The 23,625-nt window shown below is 72.7% G+C and carries 20 protein-coding genes and 1 tRNA gene; 9 read left to right on the top strand and 12 right to left on the bottom strand.

Annotated features, from left to right (window positions below; genetic code table 11):
• The first annotated feature begins 2 nt into the window (after positions 1-2).
• A complete protein-coding gene (locus IQ251_RS11760; protein WP_193928549.1) occupies positions 3-1,172 on the top strand; it encodes a macrolide family glycosyltransferase in 1,170 nt (389 codons plus the stop codon).
• Between the two features lie 252 nt (positions 1,173-1,424).
• Here IQ251_RS11760 and IQ251_RS11755 read toward each other — a convergent pair whose 3' ends face one another.
• Together IQ251_RS11755 and IQ251_RS11750 are read right to left on the bottom strand one after the other, a co-directional pair.
• Positions 1,425-2,525: a class I SAM-dependent methyltransferase gene (locus IQ251_RS11755; RefSeq protein ID WP_193928548.1), complete on the bottom strand. Its 1,101-nt coding sequence runs from the start codon at positions 2,523-2,525 to the stop codon at positions 1,425-1,427.
• Entirely contained in the window at positions 2,525-5,155 is a 2,631-nt protein-coding gene (locus tag IQ251_RS11750) for an HAD family hydrolase (RefSeq protein WP_370591342.1), read from the bottom strand. Before IQ251_RS11750 ends, IQ251_RS11755 begins: the two co-directional genes overlap by 1 nt.
• 312 nt (positions 5,156-5,467) lie before the next feature.
• On the opposite strand from IQ251_RS11750, the gene IQ251_RS11745 reads away from it, so the two are divergent.
• Positions 5,468-5,863 carry a VOC family protein gene (locus IQ251_RS11745; RefSeq protein ID WP_193928547.1) on the top strand — a complete coding sequence of 132 codons (396 nt, stop codon included), beginning with the start codon at positions 5,468-5,470 and terminating at the stop codon, positions 5,861-5,863.
• A 13-nt stretch (positions 5,864-5,876) separates the two neighbouring features.
• Here the strand turns inward: IQ251_RS11745 and IQ251_RS11740 are convergent, their stop codons facing one another.
• A complete protein-coding gene (locus tag IQ251_RS11740; RefSeq protein WP_370591341.1) occupies positions 5,877-6,872 on the bottom strand; it encodes a DUF368 domain-containing protein in 996 nt (331 codons plus the stop codon).
• A gap of 350 nt (positions 6,873-7,222) precedes the next feature.
• Here IQ251_RS11740 and IQ251_RS11735 point away from each other — a divergent pair.
• Positions 7,223-7,297: transfer RNA gene (locus tag IQ251_RS11735), tRNA-Val, on the top strand.
• 444 nt (positions 7,298-7,741) lie between these two features.
• Here the strand turns inward: IQ251_RS11735 and IQ251_RS11730 are convergent.
• Positions 7,742-8,962, bottom strand: coding sequence for an NADP-dependent isocitrate dehydrogenase (locus IQ251_RS11730; RefSeq protein ID WP_193928545.1), 1,221 nt, complete (start codon positions 8,960-8,962; stop codon positions 7,742-7,744).
• 187 nt (positions 8,963-9,149) lie between these two features.
• On the opposite strand from IQ251_RS11730, the gene IQ251_RS11725 reads away from it, so the two are divergent.
• The 4 genes from IQ251_RS11725 to IQ251_RS11710 all read left to right on the top strand — a co-directional run bounded on the left by IQ251_RS11725 (position 9,150) and on the right by IQ251_RS11710 (position 11,775).
• On the top strand, positions 9,150-9,977 hold the full coding sequence (locus IQ251_RS11725; RefSeq protein WP_193928544.1) for a metal-dependent hydrolase: 828 nt from the start codon (positions 9,150-9,152) through the stop codon (positions 9,975-9,977).
• Positions 9,978-10,089: 112 nt separating this feature from the next.
• Entirely contained in the window at positions 10,090-10,500 is a 411-nt protein-coding gene (locus IQ251_RS11720; RefSeq protein ID WP_193928543.1) for a DUF8711 family protein, read from the top strand.
• A gap of 97 nt (positions 10,501-10,597) precedes the next feature.
• A complete protein-coding gene (locus tag IQ251_RS11715) occupies positions 10,598-10,798 on the top strand; it encodes a DUF1918 domain-containing protein (RefSeq protein WP_193928542.1) in 201 nt (66 codons plus the stop codon).
• A gap of 143 nt (positions 10,799-10,941) precedes the next feature.
• Positions 10,942-11,775 carry a DUF4253 domain-containing protein gene (locus IQ251_RS11710; RefSeq protein WP_228046583.1) on the top strand — a complete coding sequence of 278 codons (834 nt, stop codon included), beginning with the start codon at positions 10,942-10,944 and terminating at the stop codon, positions 11,773-11,775.
• A 106-nt stretch (positions 11,776-11,881) separates the two neighbouring features.
• On the opposite strand, the gene phnE is transcribed toward IQ251_RS11710, so the two are convergent.
• The 8 genes from phnE to IQ251_RS11670 all read right to left on the bottom strand — a co-directional run bounded on the left by phnE (position 11,882) and on the right by IQ251_RS11670 (position 19,644).
• Entirely contained in the window at positions 11,882-13,513 is a 1,632-nt protein-coding gene (gene phnE / locus IQ251_RS11705; RefSeq protein ID WP_193928541.1) for a phosphonate ABC transporter, permease protein PhnE, read from the bottom strand.
• On the bottom strand, positions 13,513-14,283 hold the full coding sequence (gene phnC / locus IQ251_RS11700) for a phosphonate ABC transporter ATP-binding protein (protein WP_370591340.1): 771 nt from the start codon (positions 14,281-14,283) through the stop codon (positions 13,513-13,515). The genes phnE and phnC overlap by 1 nt, the downstream gene beginning before the upstream one ends.
• Before the next feature lie 13 nt (positions 14,284-14,296).
• A complete protein-coding gene (locus IQ251_RS11695; RefSeq protein ID WP_193928540.1) occupies positions 14,297-15,016 on the bottom strand; it encodes a phosphonatase-like hydrolase in 720 nt (239 codons plus the stop codon).
• A complete protein-coding gene (locus IQ251_RS11690; protein ID WP_193928539.1) occupies positions 15,013-16,122 on the bottom strand; it encodes a TIGR03364 family FAD-dependent oxidoreductase in 1,110 nt (369 codons plus the stop codon). Before IQ251_RS11690 ends, IQ251_RS11695 begins: the two co-directional genes overlap by 4 nt.
• 125 nt (positions 16,123-16,247) lie before the next feature.
• Positions 16,248-16,541: a DUF3017 domain-containing protein gene (locus IQ251_RS11685; protein WP_193928538.1), complete on the bottom strand. Its 294-nt coding sequence runs from the start codon at positions 16,539-16,541 to the stop codon at positions 16,248-16,250.
• A gap of 30 nt (positions 16,542-16,571) precedes the next feature.
• Entirely contained in the window at positions 16,572-17,426 is an 855-nt protein-coding gene (locus IQ251_RS11680) for a bifunctional methylenetetrahydrofolate dehydrogenase/methenyltetrahydrofolate cyclohydrolase (protein WP_193928537.1), read from the bottom strand.
• A gap of 5 nt (positions 17,427-17,431) precedes the next feature.
• Positions 17,432-18,418 carry a DMT family transporter gene (locus IQ251_RS11675; RefSeq protein WP_193928536.1) on the bottom strand — a complete coding sequence of 329 codons (987 nt, stop codon included), beginning with the start codon at positions 18,416-18,418 and terminating at the stop codon, positions 17,432-17,434.
• On the bottom strand, positions 18,415-19,644 hold the full coding sequence (locus IQ251_RS11670) for an MFS transporter (RefSeq protein ID WP_193928535.1): 1,230 nt from the start codon (positions 19,642-19,644) through the stop codon (positions 18,415-18,417). The genes IQ251_RS11675 and IQ251_RS11670 overlap by 4 nt, the downstream gene beginning before the upstream one ends.
• A 331-nt stretch (positions 19,645-19,975) precedes the next feature.
• Between IQ251_RS11670 and IQ251_RS20110 the strand changes: the two genes are divergently transcribed.
• Both IQ251_RS20110 and IQ251_RS11660 read left to right on the top strand, forming a co-directional pair.
• Positions 19,976-22,708, top strand: coding sequence for a glycohydrolase toxin TNT-related protein (locus IQ251_RS20110; RefSeq protein WP_193928534.1), 2,733 nt, complete (start codon positions 19,976-19,978; stop codon positions 22,706-22,708).
• A gap of 148 nt (positions 22,709-22,856) precedes the next feature.
• On the top strand, positions 22,857-23,561 hold the full coding sequence (locus IQ251_RS11660; RefSeq protein ID WP_193928532.1) for an SAM-dependent methyltransferase: 705 nt from the start codon (positions 22,857-22,859) through the stop codon (positions 23,559-23,561).
• The last annotated feature ends 64 nt before the right edge of the window (positions 23,562-23,625 follow it).

Raw genomic sequence — 23,625 nt, 5'->3', positions numbered from 1 at the left:
CGGTGCACCTGGCATTCGCATGCGTGGCCGCGCACGGCCACATCAACCCGACGCTGCCGATGGTCCGCGAACTCGTCACCCGCGGTCACCGGATCACCTACGCCACGCACGAGAAGTTCCGCGCACAGGTGGAAGCCGCCGGAGCGCAGCTACTCCCGGTCCCCGGCGAACCGCCCGCACCGCCCGCCTCGTTCGATCCGGACGAGATCATGCGCGGCATGGAGTCCACCATGGACTCCGCGCGCACCGGTTTCGCGCTGCTCGTCGAGCGTTTCCGCGCCGACCCGCCCGCCGCGCTGTGCTACGACGCGATGACGCTGGCCGCGCGGATGGCCGCCGAGAAGCTGGCGCTGCCGGACATCGCGCTGATCCCCACGCAGGCCAGCAACGAGCACTTCTCGCTGCACGAGCGGATGAGCGGCGCGGCGTCGAGCACGCTGCCCGCCGGGTTCGCCGCCGTCTTCGAACGGGTCGGCGCGCTGACCGCCGACCTGGCCGCGGAGCTGGGTGTCCGCCGGATCGACCCGATGGACAGCACACCGCGCCCGTGCAACATCGTGTTCATCCCGCGCAGCTTCCAGCTCAACGGGGACACCTTCGACGACCGCTTCCACTTCGTGGGGCCGTCACCGCAGCTCGACGTGCCGGACTGGCGGCCTCCGCGAGGATCCGGACCACTGCTGTTGGCCTCGCTCGGCACGGTGGTCAACAACCGGCCCGCCTTCTTCCGTTCCTGCCTGGAGGCGTTCGGCGGCAGCGAGTGGCGGGTGGTGCTGGCCATCGGCGACACCGTCGACCCCGGCGATCTGGGCCCGGTTCCGGACAACGCCGAGCTGCACCGCTTCGTCCCGCAGGCCGCGGTGCTGGACCGGGCGGACGTGTTCCTCACGCATGCCGGGATGAACTCGGTCCTGGAATCGCTGCGGGCCGGGGTGCCGATGGTCACCGCCCCGCAGCAGCCCGAGCAGGACATCAACGCCGAGCGGGTCACGGAGCTCGGCCTGGGCACCCGGCTCGACGACGCGCACGCACCGGAGGACATCCGCGCGACCGTCCGCGCCGTGCACCGCGACCAGCAGATCCACGCGGCGGTGCGCGCGATGCGCGCGGAACTGCACGACCGCGACGGCGCGCGCCTGGCCGCCGACGCGGTGGAGGCGCACCTCGCCTGACGAGGTGCCGCCGGCACTCGGGGGTGCCGGCACGGGGGAAACGAACGGGGGTGCGGTCATTCGGGGGCCGCACCCCCGTTGCCCTTCCGCTCAGCTCACCGGTCCGACCAATCCGGCTCGGGCAGCGGCGGCACGTAGTCCGGCACGAACACCTCTAGCGGGTCGCGAGCGTAGGACAGCGCGGCCAGAAGGTGCGCACGCCCTCCTCCCGCAACAGCACCTGCTGGACGTATCCATCGCTCCTGCGTCGCATCACCGTTGATCGCGATCCCTGCTGCCGCCACCGCGGGTTTTGACCAGCGCCCGGTCGGCCCAGCGCCGCAGGCTGGGCAGCGGACTCAGCTCGGTGCGCAGGCGGTCGCGTTCCTGCTCCAGCTCGTGCCGGGCCAACCGCATCTCGCGCAGCTCGCGCGCGGCCGCGCGCAGCGGTTCCAATTCGCCGCGCAGCTCCTGGATCTCCTGCTGCTGGCCTGCGACGAGTTCGCTGAGTTCGTCGGCGTGCCCGGCGTGCGCCGCGGCGTCGTACTGCATCTGCAGCACCCGGGTGTACAGCGCGATCCGGTTGTTCTCCAGGGCGGCCAGCAGCCCCGATGACGCGATCGGGTCCAGCGCGGCGCAGATCGCCTCCGCGGCGGGGGATTCCGCGCGACCGAGCACGCCGAGGCCGAACACGGCGGGCACGATCCGCAGCCACCACGCACCGGGCGCCTCCGCCAGCACGTCCTCCACCGCGGTGCACACCCCGTTGCGCTCCCCGCCGGCCTCGACCGCGTTCGTGAACGCTCCCGCACCGATGAAACCGGCCGGGGTGACGCCGTCGTGCCACACGGTGGGCCCGTCCGGCCCGTCCGGCTGCCGGTCGGCGACGTCCAGCGGAGTGGGCTGGTAGTACAGGTCGCGGCGTCCCCAGGGCCACAGCACGTCGTGCAGCACCACGAGGGCGTCCGGCGCGTTGCGCGTGATCCAGTCGAGCTCGCGGGAGACCACCGCGTAGTTGTGGTCGCCGTCCAACACGTACAGGTCGGCCACCGGCAGCTCGTCGAACGCCTCCGGCGACGGCCGCTCGACCAGGTCGAGGGCGTCGTGCCCGGCGATATTCGCGCGCATCTCCTCGGTGGGCAGCGGTTCCACGCAGTGCACCACCTCGGCACCCAGCCGCGCGTACATCGCGCTGACCTGCCCGGACTCCACTCCGACCTCGACGACCCTGCGGATCCGGCGCTCGCGGAAGAGCAGGGCGAAGATCTCCTCGAACAGGGACAGCGAGTGCAGCAGCAGCGGCGCCTGCCGGGCCGCGCGTTCCTGGGCGTGCGGATCGTTCCTGGTGGAGCCGGTGCTCGCAGCTTGGTCCATCACTTCTCGCCCTTCAACTGACGTGCGGCGACCCGGGCCGCCCCGGCCGCGACCGCGCGTACCCCGGCGGTGCGGTACTCCTCCAGCAGACGGCCGCGCAGCCGGCTGACCGCCGGGGCGGGGGGCATCCGCGGCGCCAGCCGGGACACCGACTGCGGCAGCATCGCGAACGCGACCGTGACGGTCACCGAGCTCGCCGGAGGACCGGCGGACGTGATCGGCAGCCACACCGCCGAATGCGGGTGCTCGAACTCGATCAGGTTCCCGCCGAGCCAGGTGCACTCGGCGTGCGTGAGACCGGCGTAATGGCCCGGCTCGTCCCAGTGCAGCACCGCCCGCTCCGGGGTTCCCTCCCGCTGCACCTCGACGGAGACCCAGTCCAGCCGCACCACGGCGGGCTGCCCCGGGATCGCCAGCGAGACATCGGTGATCCCCGCGCCGGACGCGTTGAACCGGGCGAACGAGAGGCCGTTGTGGTTGACCCGGACCCGCTTGCGCGGACCGTCGTGCCACTCGCCGTCCGCGGTGCGGAAGCGCAGTTCGCTCTCCGCGCGGCCGTGCGGTTCGAACGCGGCTCCGTCCAGCGCACCCGACTCGACGGCCCGGCGCGCCGCGGACAGCTGCGGATCGGACGCCGCGATCAGACCCGGCCAGAACGCATCCCGCATGTGCAGCTCGTCCAGGTCGTTCGGCGACATGTACGGCACCGCGGGCAGCAGGTCGTCGGGCAGCAGCCGGGTCACGACGCTGGAACCGAAGTTGTCGTCGTGCTCCCAGTTGCCGAACAGCGCGGCTTCTTCCGCGTTCGGCGTGCGCAGCGCCGCGGACAGCACCGACCGCAGCCGCTGCCGGGCCGCGCCGGTCAGCTCCGGCCAGACGCCCTCGCCGCCCTCGATCTGCCGGAGCCACAGCGCCTGGAACCGGCGCACTCCGTCCTGCACCGCGGTGCGCTGCTGGTGCTGCGTCTGCCCGCCCGCGGCCGGGCCCAGCACCGGAGCGCCGCTGTCCTCGAAGTCGACCAGCGACCCGCACAACGCGCTCGTGCTCTGCTCCACGATCTCCGGGCTGCGGCTGACCGCGCGCACCAGATCGCTCGGGTGCCCGGCGGTCCCCAGGTAGCCCTCGATGCGCATCCCCGCACCGACCACCCGAGTCGACCGCTCGTCGGTGGCCAGGTAGAGCCCGGACACCGCGTTCCCGATGCCGCTCATCCGCAGCACGTGGGCCAGCTGGTACTGGATGGTCCCGCCCCAGCCCAGGTCCACCAGCGTGATCTCCGGACCGTCCAGCGCTCCCGTGCGGCGCAGGTGGCCCAGCAGCCGCTCGCGGGTCGCGGTCACCGTGGTCGCCAGCCGGTTACGCAGGTGCGGTGTCTCGGTCAGCGCCACCCCGACGCGGTCCACGAGCTCCGCACCGTCCAGCGGGCTGTGCAGATGCTGGGCGAGGCTGGGCACCTCGCCCGGACGGATCTTCAGCGTCGCCAGCAGCTGGGCCACCGTCAGCCGGTAGCTGCGGCGCACGAAGTCGTGCACCGCTTGCGGATCGCGCACCTCCAGGCCGGCCAACGAGGTGACCTGCCGGGACAACCACACCGGCGCGGCCCGCACGTTCCAGCCCCGCGCCGCCGCGGACGCGTTGACCAGTTCGGACAGCAGCTCACCTTCACGCATCGGGCACCACAGCACCGGTGTGCCCTCCTCGTGGCCCCGGCGCGCGGCCCACTCGGCGAACCCGGTGAGCACGGGCCCCAGCACGCCGGCGCCGAACCGCCACGCCGCGTCGGCGGACAGGCTCGCCTCCCCGGAACCGGTCTGCAGCGCCTTCGCCCGCAATGCGGTGATACCGAAATCGCCGTGCTCGGCATCGAGCACCGGGTCGTGCGCACCGAGCGGTTCGACCGGGTTGTGCTCGCGCTCCAGCAGCTCCGCGAAACCCTCCCCGCCGCGGCGGTAAAGGACCGTGCGCACGCCGAGTTCGGCGGGCACCCGGTCATCGCCCTCCGGGTGGTCACCGAGGTGCACCAACTGCTCGGGGCGCACCCCGGCGGAGTCCAGGACGATCTCCCACAGACCGGACGCCTTGTCCGCACCGTGCTGGCAGGAGCGGAACTGCCGCGCCGCCTTCAGCCCGCTCAGCCCCGGGCGGTCCAGCAGCTCGGTGAGCTGGATATCGGTGAAGTAGGTGTCCGAGACGAGCAAGATCGGGATCTCGGAACTCTCGGCCAGCCCGACCAGTTCGGCGACGTCCTGGTCCACCTCGGTGAGTTCGCGTTCCAGCGCGACCTCGAAGTCGACCAGCTGCTGCAGCGAAGCACCGGTGAACGTGCCGACCGGCATGTGCCGCCAGATGTCGAACAGCGACACCTCCGAGGTCGGCGCCAGCCGCCTGGCCAGCTGCTCGGCCTCGATGCGGATGCGGCGGAACGCCGCCTCGTCCATCCAGCCGGGCCCGATCCCGTCCCGGCGCAGCCGCGCGCCCAGCACGGCGAACAGGTCCGTGGGCCGCGGAACCCGCCGCCACAGCAGCGTGTCGAAAACGTCGAGGGACAGCGCGCAGCACGAGCCGTCCCCGATCATCCTGCGCACGCCGTCCAACTGGGCGTGCCGACCGATCGGGGCGGTCGGGTTCACCTGGGACACTGAATACCTCCGTCTTCCCGCAACCTCGTCTCACCGGAGACCGTCCGCGGCGCGGTGACACCCCGCCGGCGGCGCTGGCGCCAGAGGTGAACGGATGTCCAGATCACATTCGTCCCAGTGGATACACGGGATCGCGGTGCCGGCGGCGTTCCGAAACGGAGGCGGCGGGAATTTCGCCCCGGATGTTCACCACGGCGTGTGAACGGCACCGCGGCCGGCCAACGCAATGTCAGCGGCGCGAGCGCATCGCCGCGGTACCCGTTCGGTGCGGTGGGCGTCGGGGAGCGGGCCTACCGTGCGGGCATGACGACGCACTTCGCGGCCGTGGGGCTGGTCGCCCAGGACATGGCCGAAACGCTGGAGTTCTACCGGTTGCTGGGCGTGGACGTCCCCGCCTCCGCCGACGGCGAGGCGCACGTCGACGCGCTGCTGCCCGGCGGCGTTCGATTGATGTGGGACACCGAGCAGGCGGTGCGCTCGCTCGATCCCGACTGGAGTCCGCCGACCGGGGGCCGCCGGGTGGCGCTCGCGTTCGACTGCGGCGCACCGGCGGACGTGGACAGCACGTACCGGATGCTCACCGCGGCCGGGCACCGCGGCAGCAGCGAGCCGTGGGACGCCTTCTGGGGTCAGCGCTACGCGACAGTGCTCGATCCGGACGGCAATCCGGTCGACCTGTTCGCAGCGCTGGACGGCTGAGCGCCGCGCTTCCTCAGGCGTTGACCGGGCTCTTGGGCGCGTCGTCCGGCTGCGTGGCGGCATGCGCGGCCGACACCCGGCGCTCGATCACGAGCGCGACGACGACCACGGCGAACCCCGCCACCGCCAGCAGCGCCACCTGCCACGCGCCGTCCGCCGGCGGCAGCAGCGAGCGGTCCTCGGTCTGCCACGGCCACAGCGCGCGCAGGCTGCCGGCCATCGCCCCGGTGAGGATCACCAGGGTGATCCGCTGCCAGTGCTCCAGCAGCCACTGCAGCAGCTTGACGATCGAGGCCAGCCCGACCAGGGCGCCCAGCACGAACAGGCCCACGTAGCCGAGGTCGCGATCGTTGACGGCGGCCAAGGTCGTTTCGTACAGCCCGAAGGTGAGCAGGATGAACGAGCCGGACAGGCCCGGCACCACGAGCGCCGAGATCGCCAGCGCCGCAGCCACCACGATGATCACCGGGTTGGAGTCGACATCGGCGGGCGGCAGGCTCACCACCGTGTAGCTGGCCACTGCGGCCAGCACGGCCGCGGCCAGCGCACCGGGTCCCCACGGGCGCGCGCCCGGGCGGCGCACCGGGGCGCGGGCGGCCATGGAGAACGGCACCCACAGCGAGGCCAGCACCAGCCCGAAGAACAGGCCCTTCGTGTGCACCGGGTAGGCGGAGACCAGGCCCTCCATCAGCCCGGCCATCAGCAGCAGCGCGGCGAACATGCCGATGAGCACCGGGAGCACCACGCGCCAGCGGACCAGGGCGAACTCGGCCTTGGCGTCGGCGAGGTCGCGGCGGCGCACCAGGTCGACGACCGCGCGGCGCACGCCGGAGAGCAGGTGCCCCGCCGAGGTCAGCAGGGTCGCGTAGACACCGACGATGAGCGCGACCGTGCCGCCGCTGACGCCGGGCACCGTCTCGGCCGTACCCATGAGGGCGCCGCGCACCACGTCCAGGAGGTACCGCGCTCGGGAGGGCGCAGCGGTCGCCTCGGGGGCGGGCTTCGTCACGAACATCTCCTCGGGTCTCGGATCGCGACCGGCGATCGCTCTGCGGGTGCGGGCCACCGCTATCGGGTCCCGAGAACAGGCTACTTGTCCGGATGCGGCCCCTTCCGCCCGCGGTGGGCGGATTGGTACGCATTGCGCACATCACGCCACGCGGTGCACCCGGCGTACCGCCGGACGGACCACGAACGAGCGTGCGCGAACCGCGCGACCGCCCTGGAAGGACCGCGACCACCCGGCCCGCGGGCCCGCCGCACTCACCGTCCACTTCGGATGTCGAGCCGAGCGTGGCGGACCCCGGTGCGGTCGGCGCGCGCGGCTCGGATACGCTCGACGACACGGAAAACCGCACTGCGCGATTAGCTCAGCGGGAGAGCGCTACCTTGACACGGTAGAGGTCACTGGTTCGATCCCAGTATCGCGCACCACACTCCTCGCAGGTCAGAGCCCTGCTTCCCGGGCCACGCACTCCGCCCGGTCCTGCGGGTACTCCACCACGGGCATCGCCATTCCTGCAGCGGCCCGCGGATGTCATGTCGCCCACGATGCCGTTCGTTCCGCCGCCCGGTTTCGGATCCGCCGGCCCGACCACAGGACCAGGGGAAGGCAGACCGCGGAGCACCCCAGGATCACCGCGATCGACGACCACATCGGGAGATCGAGCAGTCCGGTCGCGGCAAGTGCGAGCACCGGCACGAACCCGCCCACCACTCGGCAGACCCGGATCACGACCACGTTCGCTCCTCGACTCCCCGCCCCGGACGCAAGAACGCCGCCCCCGCTCGGTGCGGAAGCGGCGTTTCGCGTACCGGGTCAGCCCCCGCGGGCCGCGCCGGTCCGGGGCGCGGCGGCGCCCCGGGAGACGGCCGGGATCAGCGGTTGGCCATCTTCTTCTGCAGGTTCTCGTCCAGCGCCGCCAGGAACTCCTCGGTGGTCTGGTAGCCCTGGTCACCACCGACCAGCAGCGCCAGGTCCTTGGTCATCTTGCCGTTCTCCACGGTCTCGACGACGACCTGCTCCAGCTGCTGGGCGAAGCCGACGAGCTCCTGGTTGGAGTCCATCTTGCCGCGGGCGTCCAGGCCGCGGGTCCACGCGAAGATCGAGGCGATCGGGTTGGTGGACGTGGGCTTGCCCTGCTGGTGCTGCCGGTAGTGCCGGGTCACGGTGCCGTGCGCGGCCTCCGCCTCGACGGTGCCGTTCTCGGTCATCAGCACCGAGGTCATCAGACCCAGCGAACCGAAGCCCTGTGCGACCGTGTCGGACTGCACGTCTCCGTCGTAGTTCTTGCAGGCCCACACGTAGCCGCCCTCCCACTTGAGGGCGCTGGCGACCATGTCGTCGATGAGGCGGTGCTCGTAGGTGAGCCCGTTGGCCTCGAAGTCGGCCTTGAACTCGTTCTCGTAGACCTCCTCGAACACGTCCTTGAACATGCCGTCGTAGGACTTCAGGATCGTGTTCTTCGTCGACATGTAGACCGGGAAACCGCGGTCCAGGCCGTAGCGCAGCGAGGCGCGGGCGAACTCCTCGATGGAGCGGCGGTAGTTGTACATCGCCATCGAGACGCCGCCGTCGGTCGGGAACTTCGCGACCTCCAGCTCCATCGGCTCGGAGCCGTCCTCCGGCGTGTAGGTGATGGTCACCGTGCCGGGACCGGGCACCTTGAAATCGGTGGCCTTGTACTGGTCACCGTGCGCGTGCCTGCCGATGATGATCGGCTGGGTCCAGCCCGGTACGTACCGCGGGATGTTCGAGATGACGATCGGCTCGCGGAAGATGACACCGCCGAGGATGTTGCGGATGGTCCCGTTCGGGCTCCGCCACATCTTCTTCAGGCCGAACTCGTCCACCCGCGCTTCGTCCGGGGTGATGGTGGCGCACTTCACGCCCACGCCGTGCTTGGCGATGGCGTTCGCCGAGTCGACGGTGACCTGGTCATCGGTGGCGTCGCGGTTCTCGATGCTCAGGTCGTAGTAGTCGAGGTTGATGTCCAGGTAGGGGTGGATCAGCTTGTCCTTGATGAAGGACCAGATGATCCGGGTCATCTCGTCGCCGTCGAGCTCGGCGACGGTGCCCTGAACCTTGATCTTGCTCATGTGGCGGGGAGCTCCTCTCGCGAGAATGCTAGCGGTACGAGCGTACTGCTATCGGGTCTGATTGTGCCTGCCACCCGTCTCGCACCACCACCCTCCGCAGAGCGCGATGCACCACTGCCCCACCCGACCCGGGTGCGGATGATCCTCTTCTACGCTCATCGGCGGATCGGGCGATCTTGGAGGCGCAGTGGCGACCGGACCGACGCATGCGATGAGCGGGCTTGCCGCCTGGGCGGCCGTGACGGCGATGGCCGACACTCACGCCATAGGGCAATTGTCCCCGAAAACCTGGGTGGTCGGGGCCACGCTCGCCTCGGGCGCCGCGCTGTTGCCGGACATCGACCACCCCAAGTCCACCGTCGCGAGCACGTTCGGCGGGCTCTCCCGGGCCGCCTCGGCGGCGCTGAGCGGGTTCAGCGGATTCCTGTACCGGCTCACCCGCACCAAGCGGGACAGCGACCGCGAAGGCACGCACCGCGGCTTCACCCACACGGTCGTCTTCGCGGTGCTGGCCGGCCTGATCACCACCGCGATCGTGCAAACCAGCCAGGGCACCGCGCTGGGCGTGCTCATGTTCGTGTTCGCCGGTCTCGCCGTGCGCGGGCTGCTGCACACCTGGTGCCCGCGCAAGGACGCGCTGTGGATCACCACGGCCTCAGTGCTGCTGACGCTGGCCTGCTTCATGTGGACCGGTGATCAGCCCACCCAGGCGGCGGCCTTCGGCATGGCGGTGATGATCGGCTGCGTGGCGCACTTCATCGGCGATGCGATCACCGAGCAGGGCTGCCCGATGCTGTGGCCGGTCCCGTTCGGTGGCAAGACCTGGTACCCGGTCGCACCGCCGAAGCCCCTGCGGATGCGCACCGGGGGCAAGGTCGAGATGGCGCTGGTGGGCCCCGGGCTGACTCTCGCGGCCGTGGTGCTGAGCTGCGTCGTGCTGTTCCGGGTCGGAGCGGCGCCCTGGCTGACCGACCTGGACCTGCCGCCGGAGATCATGGCCTGGATCGCACCCTGACCGCGCTGCGGCGGCGACCGGTTGGACATTTCACCCATCGCGCACGCGGGGTCGGATAAGGTGCGGATGCGGCGGCACCACTGCGGTGCCGCCGGCGATCGGCGGAGGACAGATGCGAACTCGCACGCGGTGGGTTGCCGCACTAGCGCTGTCGGCCGCAACGGGTCTGGCCGCCTGCGGGGGGCAGGATCTCACCGGCCAGCTCAGCCCCGCGGCACCCGGGGGTACCGGCACCGGCCAGAGCTGCCTGGAAGCCATCAACGTGGCCAGCTTCATGCCGAACTTCGCCGACCCGCAGCAGGCCAAGGCCGACGCCCGCGTGCGGATGGACGAGCTCGCCCAGCTGACCGCCCGCACCTCGGACAGCACCCTGCGCCAGGACCTCATCGATGTGCACTACTCGGTGGGACAGGTCGCCTCCGGCGAGATCAGCCTGGACACCAGCTCGGACTGGACCAACGCGCAGGCGGAGAGCTACCAGGAAGTGACCACCACCTGCTCGCAGGCCGCCGCCACCGATTGACCCGCACGCACCACCGGCACCACCCGGCCCGATGCGCCCCAGCGCCGGTGCGCGACGTGGCGCGCATCACCTAACCTCGACGTGGAGGTGAGGTGCGATGAAGGCAACCGTTGGCGACCGCCTGCACGTGCACAGCAAGCACGTCGACGAGATCGACCGCTACGCCGAGATCGTCGAGGTCCGCGGGCAGGAGGGCGATCCGCCCTACCTGGTGCGCTACTCGGACGGGCACGAGAGCCTCGTGTTCCCCGGGGGCGACTGCGAGATCGAGCCGCCCCGCCCCCGTTCCGCGGAGTGAGTGCCCCGGCCGGGGGACGGACTGCCCGCCGACCGCCCACCGCCGGGTGACAGCCATCCACCGCCGAGCACGTGCGCCTGGGATCACCACGGCGCAGACCCCTTAAGGTGGTCCGGAGCGCACGGCTAGGAGGCGGTGAATTGTTGCGTGACGACTGGCAGGCGGGGGAGCCGGCCGATCCGTCCGCGGTGTTCGGCACCGGGACGGCGCTGTCCGCGCCGCTGCCGCCCGGTGAGGTGCTCACCGAGCAGACCGCCCTCGCGGGCGAACCGCGCACGCTGTGCTGGATCAGCGATGAACCGCCCGCTCCGCAGCTGGTCGCCGCGCTGCGCGGGGACCACCGGCGCAGCGGACTGTGGCCGCTGCTGCTGTGCGACAGCGACGAGGTCTACGGGGACCGGTGCACGGTCGGCGTGGTACCGCCCGAACCGCTCGAACACATCGACCGCTGGCGCCCGCCCGACGTCATGGACCGCATCTGGGACGGGCTGGTGCAGGCCGACGACGAGCTCGGCCCCGCCTACGGACCCGAGGTGCTGACCCCGTTCGACACCGCGTGCCCCGGCCCCGCCCCCGGCGGCAACCTGCTGGCCGATCCGGACATCCTGGCCAACCAGCAGCTTCCCCGGTTCATCGACGACGACACCCGGCTGGCGATGGTCCCGGCGCGCTACGGCGCCGACGTGCTCACCGTGCTGGGCTGGTCCGGTGCGGCCAACCACGTGTCCCGCACCGCGGGACTGTCCGCGATGGTGCGCAGCTGGGAGCGGCGGTTCGGCGTGCGGATGCTGCGGTTGGGCCCGGACCGGCTGGACCTCAGCGTGGCCGCGCCGCCGCAGGACGCCGAGCACGCCGCGAAGGTGGCGGCCGAGCACTGGACCTTCTGCCCGGACCGCATCGTGCAGGAGACCGGCAGCATCGGCGCCTACGCGCAGGAGATCCGCGGGCGGCGCAGCTGGTCCTTCTGGTGGGAATGACGGTGCCGGGCGCCTCGTCCGAGCCGGGGCTTGCCCGCTCGGCGGCGACCGCTTCCGCGGGGCGCGCGGCCCGCACCGCCGAGCACGCCCCGCTGCCCCCCGCTCGCTAGCGGGGCGCCGGGTTCAGCACCCGGCGCAGCCACATCGCCAGCAGTTCCACCACCAGCACCGCGGCGAACAGCATGAGCAGCACGGTGGTGACCACCCCGAACTCCAGCACCCGGGATGCGTTGAGCAGGTAGAACCCGATGCCGCCCGCACCGACCAGCCCGAGCAGCGTCGCGGAACGCAGGTTCGTATCCAGCTGGTAGAGCACGTGCGCGGCGAAAGCCGGGGCCGCTTGCGGAACCGTGGCCGCGCAGAAGACCTGCAGCCGCCCGGCGCCCGTCGCGCGCAGCGCCTGCTCCGGCCCACGATCCACCTCCTCCAGCGAGTCCGCGACGAGCTTGCCCAGCAAGCCCACCGAACCGACCGCCAGCGCGCCCGCACCCGCCACCGGGCCGAGCCCGGTGATCAGCACGAACACGATCGCCAGCACCAGTTCCGGCACCCCGCGCACCGCCAGCACGACACCGCGGAAGAAGCCCGCGACCACGCGGTTCGGCGCGACGTTGTCCGCGGCCAGCGCGCCGACCGGCAGGGACAGCACCGCCCCGATCAGCGTTGCGGCCAGCGCGATCTGCACCGTGACGAGCAGTTCGCCGAACAGCTCACCGAGCATGCCGCCGCCCTCCGGCGGCCAGAACTGGGCCAGCACCGGGCCGAGACCGGTGAGGGCCTGCCCGACCTGGGCCAGGGACAGCTCGGCCCCGCGCACCGACGCCAGCACGACCACTGCGGCCAGCACCCAGTAAGCGATGCGACGCACCCGAGCGAACGTCCACGGTGGACTGATCCGCGCGCCCGCCGAGGCCGCGCCGCGGCGGGCGGACGTGCCCAGCAGCGCGCGGCGGATCGTGCCGGAGACCAGCTCGACCAGCACGCACAGCGCGAAAACGACCGCGGCCAGCGCCATTCCGCGCTGGTAATCCAGCGTGCGCAGCGCATCCGCGATGGCCTTGCCCAGCCCGCCGACACCGACGAACCCGAGCACCACTGACACCCGCACGTTGATGTCCAGCCGGTGCAGCGAGGTCGCCACGAACGACGGCACGACCTGCGGTAGGACCCCGCTGACCAGCTGCTGCAGTTTCCCGGCCCCGGCGGCGCGCAGCGCGTTGCGCGGCCCCTCATCGGCCTGCTCGACCGCGTCGGCGTAGAGCTTGCCGATCATGCCCACCGAGTGCAGGCCCATCGCCAGCACACCGGTCATCCCGCCGAGGCCGAACAGTCGGAAGAACACGATCGCCAGGACCACGTCCGGAACCGCACGCGCGAGCACGATCAGCGCGCGGGCACCGTGCCTGCCGGCCGCCGACGGGGCGGTGCTGCGCGCGGCGAGCAGCGCCAGCGGAACGCTGAGCAGCGAGGACAGCAGCGTCGCGCACACCACGATGGCCAGCGTCTGCCCGGCCAGCGCCAACAGCTCGCCCAGCGGCGGGAAATCCAGCGGCAGCATGCGGGAACCGAAGTCCACCGCCGCCGCACTGCCGTCGACCACGGTCGCCACGTTCAACCGCAACGACGCCACCGACCACACCGCGGCACCCAGCAGCACCAGCACCGCCAGCAGCGCCGCCGCCGCACCCGGACGCGGCAGCGCCACCGTCCTGCGAGCGGTGGAGGCCAGCACCGCCATCAGCCGGCCACCGCCAACCGGGGCGCCGAAATCCCGGAATACACCGCCATGGCCGATTCCCGGTTCAACGACTCCACCGGTTCGTCCAGCACCACGCCGCCCGAGCGCAGACCGACCACGCGGTGGCTCCAGTGCAACGCGACCTCGACCTGGTGCAGGCTGCACAGCACGGTCAGCCCGTCCTGCGCGCCGATCTCGGCGAGCAGATCCATCACCTGCGCGGCCGAATCCGGGTCCAGCGAGGCCACCGGCTCATCGGCCAGCAGCACCTCGGGACGTTGCAGCAGCGCCCGCGCCACCGCGACCCGCTGCTGCTGACCGCCGGACAACGTGTCCGCGCGCTGCAGCGCGCAGTCCGCGAGCCCGACCCGCTCCAGCTGGTCCAGCGCCGCGTGCCGCACCCGCTTGGGATAGCTGAGCAACCCCAGCCGCGCCCCCCGCAGACCGCCGAGCGCACCGGTGCACACGTTCTCCAGCGCGGTCAGCGAGCCGACCAGGTGGAACTGCTGGAACACGAACCCGATCCGGCGGCGCAACGCGCGCAGCGACCTGCCGCGGAGGCTGCCGACGTCCTGGCCGAGCACCTCGACCGTGCCGGAACTCGCCTGCTGCAGGCCGTCCACGTGCCGCAGCAGCGTCGACTTGCCGGAGCCGGAAAGGCCCAGCAGCGCGACGAACTCGCCCGCGGCCACCTCGAACCCGACATCGTCCAGGGCCCGCACATCACCGAAATCCTTGTGCACCGCGTCGAAGCGGATCGTGCTGGACACAGCTGGCCTCCCCTCACCGCGCCGCGCGCGGACCGGTTCCCGAAAAGTCCTGCCGGAGCTCGGTCGTGCCCAGCACGTGGGCCGGGAGCTCGCGGACGGAGCCGAGCACGTGCGTGGCGCCGGCTTCGCGCAACTGCTGCCTACCGTGCGCACCGGTGAGCACCCCGGCCGCGATGCCCGCGCCGGCGCGCACCGCGGAACGGATGTCTCCGGCGGTGTCCCCGGCCACCGCCACCTCCCGGACGTCGTCGACGCCCAACCGCAACAGGCTGGTCAGCACCAGGTCCGGGTACGGGCGCCCGCGCCCGGCCTGCGCGGGGGTCAGCGCGAGGTCCACCAGGTCCTGCCACCCGAGCCCGGTCAGCAGCTGCTGCTGGGTGGCCGCGGAGAAACCGGTGGTCAACGCGACCAGCACTCCCGCGTCGCGCAGCTGCTCGATGACCTCCCGAGCACCGTCGACCGGCCGGCAGCCGCCGTCGGCGATGCTGTCGCCGTAAGCGGTCTCGAACGCGGAATTGGCCCGCCGCGCGGCAGCTTCGTCGCCGAGCAGCTCCCGGAACACCGAGATCTTGGACTCGCCCATGGTGCGGCGCACCAGCGCCAGCATCCCGGGGAACCGCTCGTCGCTGCGGGCGACGCCGACCTCGCCGATCGCGCGGGTGAACGCCTGCTCGACCAGCCCGTCGTCGGCGACCGTCGTGCCCGCCATGTCCAGCACCACCAGGCGGATCATCCGTCCACCTCGCGGAAGGTGTCCTCGGCGATGGCCGGCGAGCAGGTCATGCCGCGACCGCCGGGACCGGTCACCAGCCACACGCCGGGCAGCACCTGCTCGCGGTGCACCACGTCCTCGGTGGCCTGCGCGTACACCCCCGCCCAGCGGCGCGCGATGCGCGGCAGCGGTCGGCCGAGCAGCTCGGCGGTGCGCGCGACCAGGTGGTCGTAGGGGTCCTCGTGCACATCGAACGAGAAAGGTTCGGCGTACTCGTGGGTGTCCCCGATGGTCAGGCCGCCGTCGGCCCGCTGGACGAGCAGCAGCTGCATCCCGTTGCGCGCGGCGACCGCGGGCTGCGGTTCGGTGCGGTTCAGCTCGTCGAGCTCGGCGCCGAGGTAGGCCGGGTAGTAGCGCATGCTGTCCCCGTCGGCCAGCGAGGTCGGGACGTGCTCGCCGAGGGGTTCGGTCTGCATCATCTGCAGCCGGACCCGGCGCACCGGCAATTCCGGGCGTAGCTCGCGCACCAGACCGCCCAGCGCAGCCCCCGGGCACAGCACCACCAGATCGGCCTCGTGCTGCTCGACCTCGTCGCGCACCCGGCCTTCGCCGAGGTCGCGGACCTCGCGTCCGGGCAGCCAGGTGTAGCGCCCGGACGCCGCCAGGTGTTCGCGCAGCGCGGGCTGGGCCGTGCGCGGTTCCACCGCCGCGTCCCGCGGGCACCACAGCGCGCCGAGCAGGTCGCCGCGCAGCGCCGGGTTCACCTCGCGGGCACCGGCGGCGCTGAGCAGCCGCACCCCGCGCTTCGAGGCGTCGGCGCGTTCCGCGAAGCCGCCGGCCGCCGCGAGCTCGGCATCGGTGCGCAGCGCGGTGAGCGACCCGTTGGCCCGGAAGCCGAGGCCCGGCACGTCAGCCGCGATCCGCTCCCAGTCGTCCCGGGCCCGCTGGGCCAGTTCCAGTTCGGTGCCCGGACGTCGGCCGCTGACCCACACCAGCCCGAAGTTGCGCACCGAAGCACCGCGCGCTTCGGGTTCCCGTTCCAGGTGCACCACCCGGTGCCCGCGTTCCAGGGCGCGCAGCGCATGCATGGTTCCCAGCACACCGCCGCCGACGATCAGCACTCGCACGGGATCCATCGTGCGCCGCGCCGCGGAACGCGCCGTGCAAGCCGAGCCAATCCCGGGTTAACGAGCGCCGAATCCCCGGACCACCGGTACGCACGCGTCCACCGTGGACGAACGCCCGCGCGGAGTCAGCCGAACGGACCGCCGCGGATGGTCATCGCGATGGCGATGATGACCAGGCCGAGCGCCCCGTACAGCAGCACGTCGACGACCCGGCTGCGGATCACCAGCAACCCGAGCCGCTCCTGCTGGACCAGGCCGCGCAACCCGGCGGCCAGCAGCAGCGCGCACCCCAGCAGCACCGATCCCTCGCGCCAGTGCTGACCGGCGATCCGCAGGAAGCCGACCAGCACCACCAGCAGGACCAGGGCGAACGGGGCGTGCACTGACAACCGCGCCCTGAGGTCGGGCCGTTCGCTCATCGCAGTCCCCTCCACCGGTGACCTCGCCGCTCAGGCAGCGGCGTCGCGCTCCGCGGCCTCCACCACGTTCTTGACCAGCATCGCCCGGGTCATCGGGCCGACCCCGCCCGGATTCGGCGAGCGGAACCCGGCCACCTCCGCGACGTCCGGGTGGATGTCCCCGGCGACACCGCCGTCGGTGCGCGTGACACCCACGTCCAGTACGGCAGCGCCCGGCTTGACCATGTCCGGCGTGATCAGGTTCGGCTTGCCCGCGGCGGCGATCACGATGTCCGCGCGGCCGACCTCCGCGGCCAGGTCCTTCGTCCCGGTGTGGCACAGGGTCACCGTCGCGTTCTCCGAGCGCCGGGTGAGCAGCAGGCCGATCGGGCGGCCGACCGTGATGCCACGGCCGACGACCGCGACGCGCGCCCCGTCGATCGGCACGTCGTAGCGGCGCAGCAGCTCCACGATGCCGCGCGGGGTGCACGGCAGCGGCGCCTGTTCGCCGAGCACCAGGCGTCCCAGGCTCGTCGGGTGCAGGCCGTCCGCGTCCTTGTCCGGGTCGATGCGTTCCAGCAGCGAACCCGCGTCGAGCTGCTGCGGCAGCGGGAGCTGGACGATGTAACCGGTGCAGGCGGGGTCCGCGTTGAGCTCGTCCAGGACCGCCTCGACCTCGGCCTGGCCGACGTCGGCGGGCAGGTCCCGGCGGATCGAGTTGATGCCGACCTTGGCGGAGTCGTTGTGCTTACCGCGCACGTAGGAGTGCGATCCCGGATCGTCGCCGACCAGCACCGTAGCCAGACCCGGCACCCGCCCCTGCTCGGCGAGCCGGGCGACCCGGGGCCGCAGCTCCTCGAAGATCGCGTCCTTGGTCGCCTTGCCGTCCAGAATCGTCGCGCTCACGGCGTTCATCGTGGCAGACCGGTCACCGGCCGACCGCGCCGGTCCGGCAGCGCGGCGATGGCGACCGCGATCAATGTCAGCAGCACGCCCAGCAGCGTGGAGCCCGCGATCCCGGCGCCGGTCGGCAGGAACACGTCCAGCAGTACGGCACCGATCAACTGGCCCGCGATCATGCCCAGGCTCAGCAGCAGCACCCCGGTCAACCGCACCAGAGCGACCGAACCGCCGATGACGAAGATGCCCAGGAAGCCGCCCAGGTACAGCCAGGGTTCCGCGGGCAGCGGGCCGGGCAGGCCGCGCACCAGCAGTTCCACCGCGAAGGCCAACGCCAGCGCCACCGTGCCGACCGCGAAGTTCAACGCGGCCGCGGTGATCGCGGATCCGGCCGTCTGCTTGACCCGCCCGTTGACCGCCGCCTGCCAGCCCAGGCCCACGCCGGCCAGGGCGGGCAGCAGCACGAGCCAACTGGCCCGCGAGCCGCCGAGCTGCGCCGACACCGCCACCAGCACGGCGAGCACCGCCAGCACGGCGCCGACCAGCCGGGTCGGGGTCACCCGCTGCGGGCCGGCCGGGCCCAGGCCGAACCTGTCCACCACCAGCCCGGTGCTGACCTGCCCGGCCACCACCGCCACGGTGAACATCGCAACGCCCAGCGCACCGGCCGCCATGCCCTGGGTGAACACCAGGTATCCGCCGCACACGCCGCCGAGGCACTGCCACGGGCGCAGTGCACCGGACCCGCGCACCCCGTGCACCAGCGCCCCGACGCCGCGCCGAGCGGTGGGCAGCGCGACCGTGGCCAGCAGCAGCACGACGAGTCCGAGGCCGAACGAGATCACCCCGGCCGCCAACGCGTCGTCCAGCCGGGCCCCGAGCGTGCCGTTGATCCTGGACTGGACGGCCAGCACCACTCCGGTCGAGCAGGCTCCCACCAGCCCGAAGGCGCGCTGCGCCGCCGCACTCCCGCCGACGCTCCCCGATGAAGCACTCACGTAACGGCAGTCTGGTCCGCCGCGGGTGCCGAGCGCGAGGACCGGGCGTTGTGATGTGCGACAAGACCGACCCCGATGAGCAACGCTCCGGCGGCCACCGCTGCCGCGCCCGCCGGTCCGGAGGTGTCCAGCAGCGCACCCGCCACCGGCGCGGCAAGGCCGCTGCCCAGCGTCGTCGCCGCCGCGAACCAGCCGAACGCCTCGCTGCGGGCGTGTTCCGGCGCCAGCTCGGCCACCCGGCCGTTGGCCGCGGCCAGTGTCGGGGCGATCGCCGCTCCGCCGGCGAACAGCACCGCGCCCGCCAGCGACACCGGCGCGTCCGCCACCGGTGGCAGCACCGGCACCAGCGCGCAGACCCCGAGCGCGGCCAGCACCGCACGGCGCAGCAGCCGCGGCCGCCCCGGGAGACCGCCCGCGAGCAGCCCGCCCACGAGCGAGCCCATGGCCCACACCGCGGCGAGCAGGCCCGCCAGCGCCGGCGCGCCCCGGTCGCGCGCCCAGCCGACGATCAGCAGGTCGACGACCGTCAACCCGCCCACCAGCAGCGCGGCGAATCCGAGCAATGCGGGGAATCCGCCCGCGCGCAGCAGTCCGGAACCGGTCCCCACCACCGGGCGTTCGGGGCCCGCGCCGACATCGGCCCGGTGCAGCGCCCAGGCGAACGCCGCCGGCCCGGCGGCGCTGAACACCGCGCAACCGAGCATCGCCACGACCGGGCCGAACAGCGCGATCGCCGACGCGGCCAGCAACGGCGCCAGCACGAAGAGCAGTTCCTGCAGCGTGGCTTCGACCGCGTAAGCCGCCTCCACCGCCCGGCCGCGGGCGATGCGCGGCCACACCGCCCGCCCGAGCTGGGCCACCGGTGGTGTGCACAACCCGGTGATCAGCCCGAGCGGCACCAACACCCACCACCAGGACGGATCGGCGGCCACGACGAGACCGACCAGCGCCAGCGAACCCAACGCGTAGGCCGCGCCGGTGACCAGCAGCAGCACGGGTGCGGAACCGCGGTCCGCTGCGCGCCCACGCAGCGGACCGGCCACGGCGTGCGCCAGCGTCGTGGCGGCGACAGCGAGCCCGCTGATCGCGTAGGACCCGGTCCAGTCCGCGACCAGGAAGGTCACCACCAGCGGAACCGCGGGCGTGTGCAACCTCCCGAGGAGAGCGAACGACATCAGGGCCGGGGCGTGCGGGACGCGGATCAGGACGCGGTACGGCTGCAGCACGCCGCCACGATGACCGTCGGCGCGCGTGCGTGGCGACCGGTTTTCCTGGGCGGCACTCCTGGCGCTGCGGGACAGGTGCGCGCTGCTGGAACGCACCCCGCCGAATCCCACCTGGTGGTGTGATGTTGTTCCGACTCCGCGGGAGGCAGGCTTTCGCAGCAGATCAGCGCACCGGAGCGCTTTCGGGTCCGATTCGATCATGGAACTACCCGGGTGCACTGGAGGAACGGCCCTGAACTCGCACACAGCGCACATGCCCGCAACCTCGTCGAGTAGCGTTTGGTGCGGGGTGGAGTCGGGATGCCTCGTCGAGAGGGGGAGGATGTCACCCATGTCGCGTCCTACTGCGATCAGTCCGGAAGAGCAGGAACAGATAGCGCGCCAGATCGGTGTCCTGCTGTTACAGGCCGCACCTGAGGACTGGCAGGAGATCACCGTGGAGTTCCGCGCCACCGGTGAGTACCACGACCTGCTCGGCGAGGTCGGCGCGCAGGACGGCAGCAGCCGCGCGTGGGAGCCGCCCGCCGAGCTGGAGGGCATCTTCGAACGGCTCCGGGACGGCATGTACCGGCCGGACGTCGGCACGTGGCTCAGCGCCCTCTACGTGGTGGAACGCCCGTCGAGCTACCGGATCGACATCAACTTCGATTCGGAGCCGCAGTGGCAGAACCCGCTGCCGCGCGCGGCCTACGCGGACGAGCTGCGGCGCTACCCACGCTCCGAGGAGAACGTCCCCGACTGGCTGCGCGAGCGGCTGGAGGGCACCTCCCCCGCGCAGCAGGACGAGACCCCGGCCGCCGCCGATCCGGAACCGGTCCTCCCCCCGGTCGCCGCCGGGGCGCAGCAGGAGTCGGCCGAGCAGGCGGACTTCCGCACTGCCGAGGTCTTCGACGACTACGACGAGCAGGGCCGACCGGTGGTCGCCGGGCGCCAGCCGGTCCCGGCCGACGAGGTCGACCCGCTGCGCCAGTACCTGGAGAACGCGCCGATCGTGCTCGCCTCCCGCGACGACGAGGAGGACCAACTCGATCCGGAGCGCGCGGTGGCCGTGCCGGGCACGTGGCACACCGACGGGACCTGGCTGTGGCAGGGCGCCGTGGCCTACTACCTGGCGCAGTACGGGGTTCCGCCGCAGGGCGAATTCCTGGACCACGCGCGCGAGCGCGGTTTCGCGCTGCACGAGGTCGACGACGCCACCCGGGACGCCGCGGTCAGCGCACTGCTGGACCACCCCGCCGGGGGTGCGGCTCCGGGCGGAGCGCAAGATTCCGCCGTCCCCGGTCCGGACGCGGACGACACCCCTGGGCTGGAGGACGCCGAACTGCCGCTCGGTGCCGCGGCACCCGGTCTCGGCGCTCCCGCGGCGGGTCCGGCGCCGGAGCGGGACGAGCCGGTCCCGGGCGGAAGTCCGCAGGAACCCGTCGAAACCGCTGCTGTCGCGCCGCCCCCGGGGACCGGTATCGCCGAAGCCGAACAGCGGGAAGTCGGCGCAGCCGCGGAGCCCGGTACGGCTTCGGCTCCCGGTGCTGCTGCGGAGCCCGACGCGGAGCCGGAACCGGAAGACGTGCTCGGACGGCTGCACGACCGGTTCGCCGAGTACGGGGTGGACAGCGCGGCCTACCGGGTCGGCAGCCACAGCCCGGATGCGCACTGCCTGCTGCAGGAAGGCCCGGACTGGGTGGTGACCGGCGAGCCCGCTGAAGGCGGCGACGTGCGGTTCTCCCGGATCGACCAGGCCGCGGCATACCTGCTGGGGCGCCTGCTGCTGCAGGGGTCTGCAGCTGCCGCACCGCAGTCCCGCGAACCGGAATCCGCGGTGGCCGCACCGGCGCCCGGACTCGATCCGCAGGACGGCCCGGCGGCCGGGCTTCCCGCCGAACCCGAGGCTCCCGCGGAATCGGTGGTCCCGGTCGATCGCACCGCCGACCCCGGTCCGATCGCCGAGCCCGACCCCATCGTCGACCCCGGTCCGATCGCCGAGCCCGGGCGCACCGCCGAGCCGGGTCCGGTCGGCGACCCCGGACTCATCGCCGAGTCGGGACTGCCCGAGCCGGGACTGCCCGGCGGACCGAGTCCCGTGGAGGCGGCGCTCGACGCTCCGGACGCGGATCCGGCGCGGTCGGCGCAGGTTCCGGGCCAGTCGGACCCGGCGCAGCCCGGCCCGGCGGAGCGGGCCGAACCCGCGGCCGAATCGGCGCCGGGCGGCGGGAATCCGCTGTTCATGGCCAACCAGGATTCATCCCAGTCGGTCGGGGCCCCGCCTGAGCCACCGGTTCAGCCGGAACCACCGGTCCAGCCGGAGGCGGCCCAGGGGCAGGACGAGGCGACCCGGTTCCACCAGGCGCCGCAGCCGGACCGGTCGGGGCCGCCGCCGTCGGCACCGCCGTCACCGCCGATGGGACAGCCCGCGCAGGCCCCGGCACCGGGACCGGCCCCCAACGGGAGCCCGGCCCCGCCTCCGCTGCCCAAGCGCCAGCCGCGCGCGAACAACGGGGAAAGCGGGCCCGGGGTTCCGCCGCCTCCCGGCGGTCCCGGGCAACAGCAGCGACCCGCGCCCGGAGCTCCGGGCGCGGCCGGACCGCCCAGGCAGGGTCCACCGCCCGGCGGACCACCGCGCAGGCCGGGGCCGGAGCAGGCCGGTCGTCCTGCGCAGCAGTCCGCACCGGGACAGCAGCCGGCTCCGGGGCAGCAGCCCGCGCAGCCGGGTGGTCAGCAGATCCAGCCGCTGAACGGCGAGCCGCCGCTCACGCTGTACCGCGACCGGCGGGTGGTGGTGCTGCAGCCGGGCACCGAGGTGGACCGGTTCGGCGAGCCCGCCGGGAACGTGACGTACTCCGCGCGCACGCCCTACACACAGCGGTCGTTGCCGCCGCAGTGGTCGAATCGCACCTACACCGTTTACCGGGTGCAGCGCCCGCTGCAGGCGCTGCGCGGTACCGCGGTCCCGTGGTTCGAGCAGCCGGGCGGCGGCACCGCGTTCGTGCTACCGGCAGCGATCAGCGATCTGCTGATGGACGGCACACTCGTCGAGTTGCCGGCGAACGAACGTCCGCCCATGGAGTGAGGCAATTCCGCATGCGGGGGCATCTGCGCTGCAGGTGCCCCCGCTGTCGTCTTTCCGGGGACGCCGCCCACCGGCCGACTCGGGACGTACGCGCCGCCGGGGCGAAATGCGGTGGCGTGCGGCCCGACCGCCTGCCACGCTGCGCGCCGTGGACCCCGCTGCACTCGCGCACCGCGAGCTGGATTTCAACGCCCCGCTCGCCGACCAGCGCGTGGACGACCTGATCACCGCACTGGAAGTCCCGCCGAACGGGCATGTCCTGGACCTCGGCTGCGGATGGGGCGAGTTCCTGCTGCGGCTGCTGCAGGCCGTTCCCTCTGCCACCGGGACGGGTGTGGACCTCGTCGAGGAGGAACTGCGCCGGGGGGAGCACAACGCTGCCGAGCGCGGGCTGCGGGACCGCGTTCGGTTCGTGCGGCAGAACGCGGCGGAATGCACCGACAGCGCCGACATCGCGATCTGCATCGCCTCCGACCACGCCTTCGGTGGCGTCGAGCAGACCGTGTCCTCGATCGGGCGCCTGCTGCGCCCGGGCGGGCGCCTGCTGCTCGGCACCGGGGTGCGCAACGCACCCGGCCCGGAAGTGCTGGGCGTGCACCGCACGGTGGCCGAACTGGTCGACCTGACCGAGCAGCACGGGATGCGTTCGCTGCGGTTGGCGACCGCGTCGACCGACGAGTGGGACAGCTTCGAATCCCGCTGGTGCGGCGCGTTGGAGAGATGGCTGCTGGAGCACCCGACCGCACCGGAGCACGCCGCGGTGCGCAGGAAGGTGGACGAGCACCGGCGCGCCTGGCTGCGCGAGTACCGGGACGCGATCGGCTTCGCCTACCTCGTGCTCACTCCGGGGTGATCGGGTCGCCGCGTCGACCGGCCGGTCGCGGTTCGGGGACGCGGTCGTTCGGAGATGCGGTGGT

The organism is Saccharopolyspora montiporae (assembly GCF_015209505.1).
GTDB classification, from domain to species: domain Bacteria; phylum Actinomycetota; class Actinomycetes; order Mycobacteriales; family Pseudonocardiaceae; genus Saccharopolyspora; species Saccharopolyspora montiporae.
This window is presented reverse-complemented; position numbering and strand designations above follow the sequence as displayed.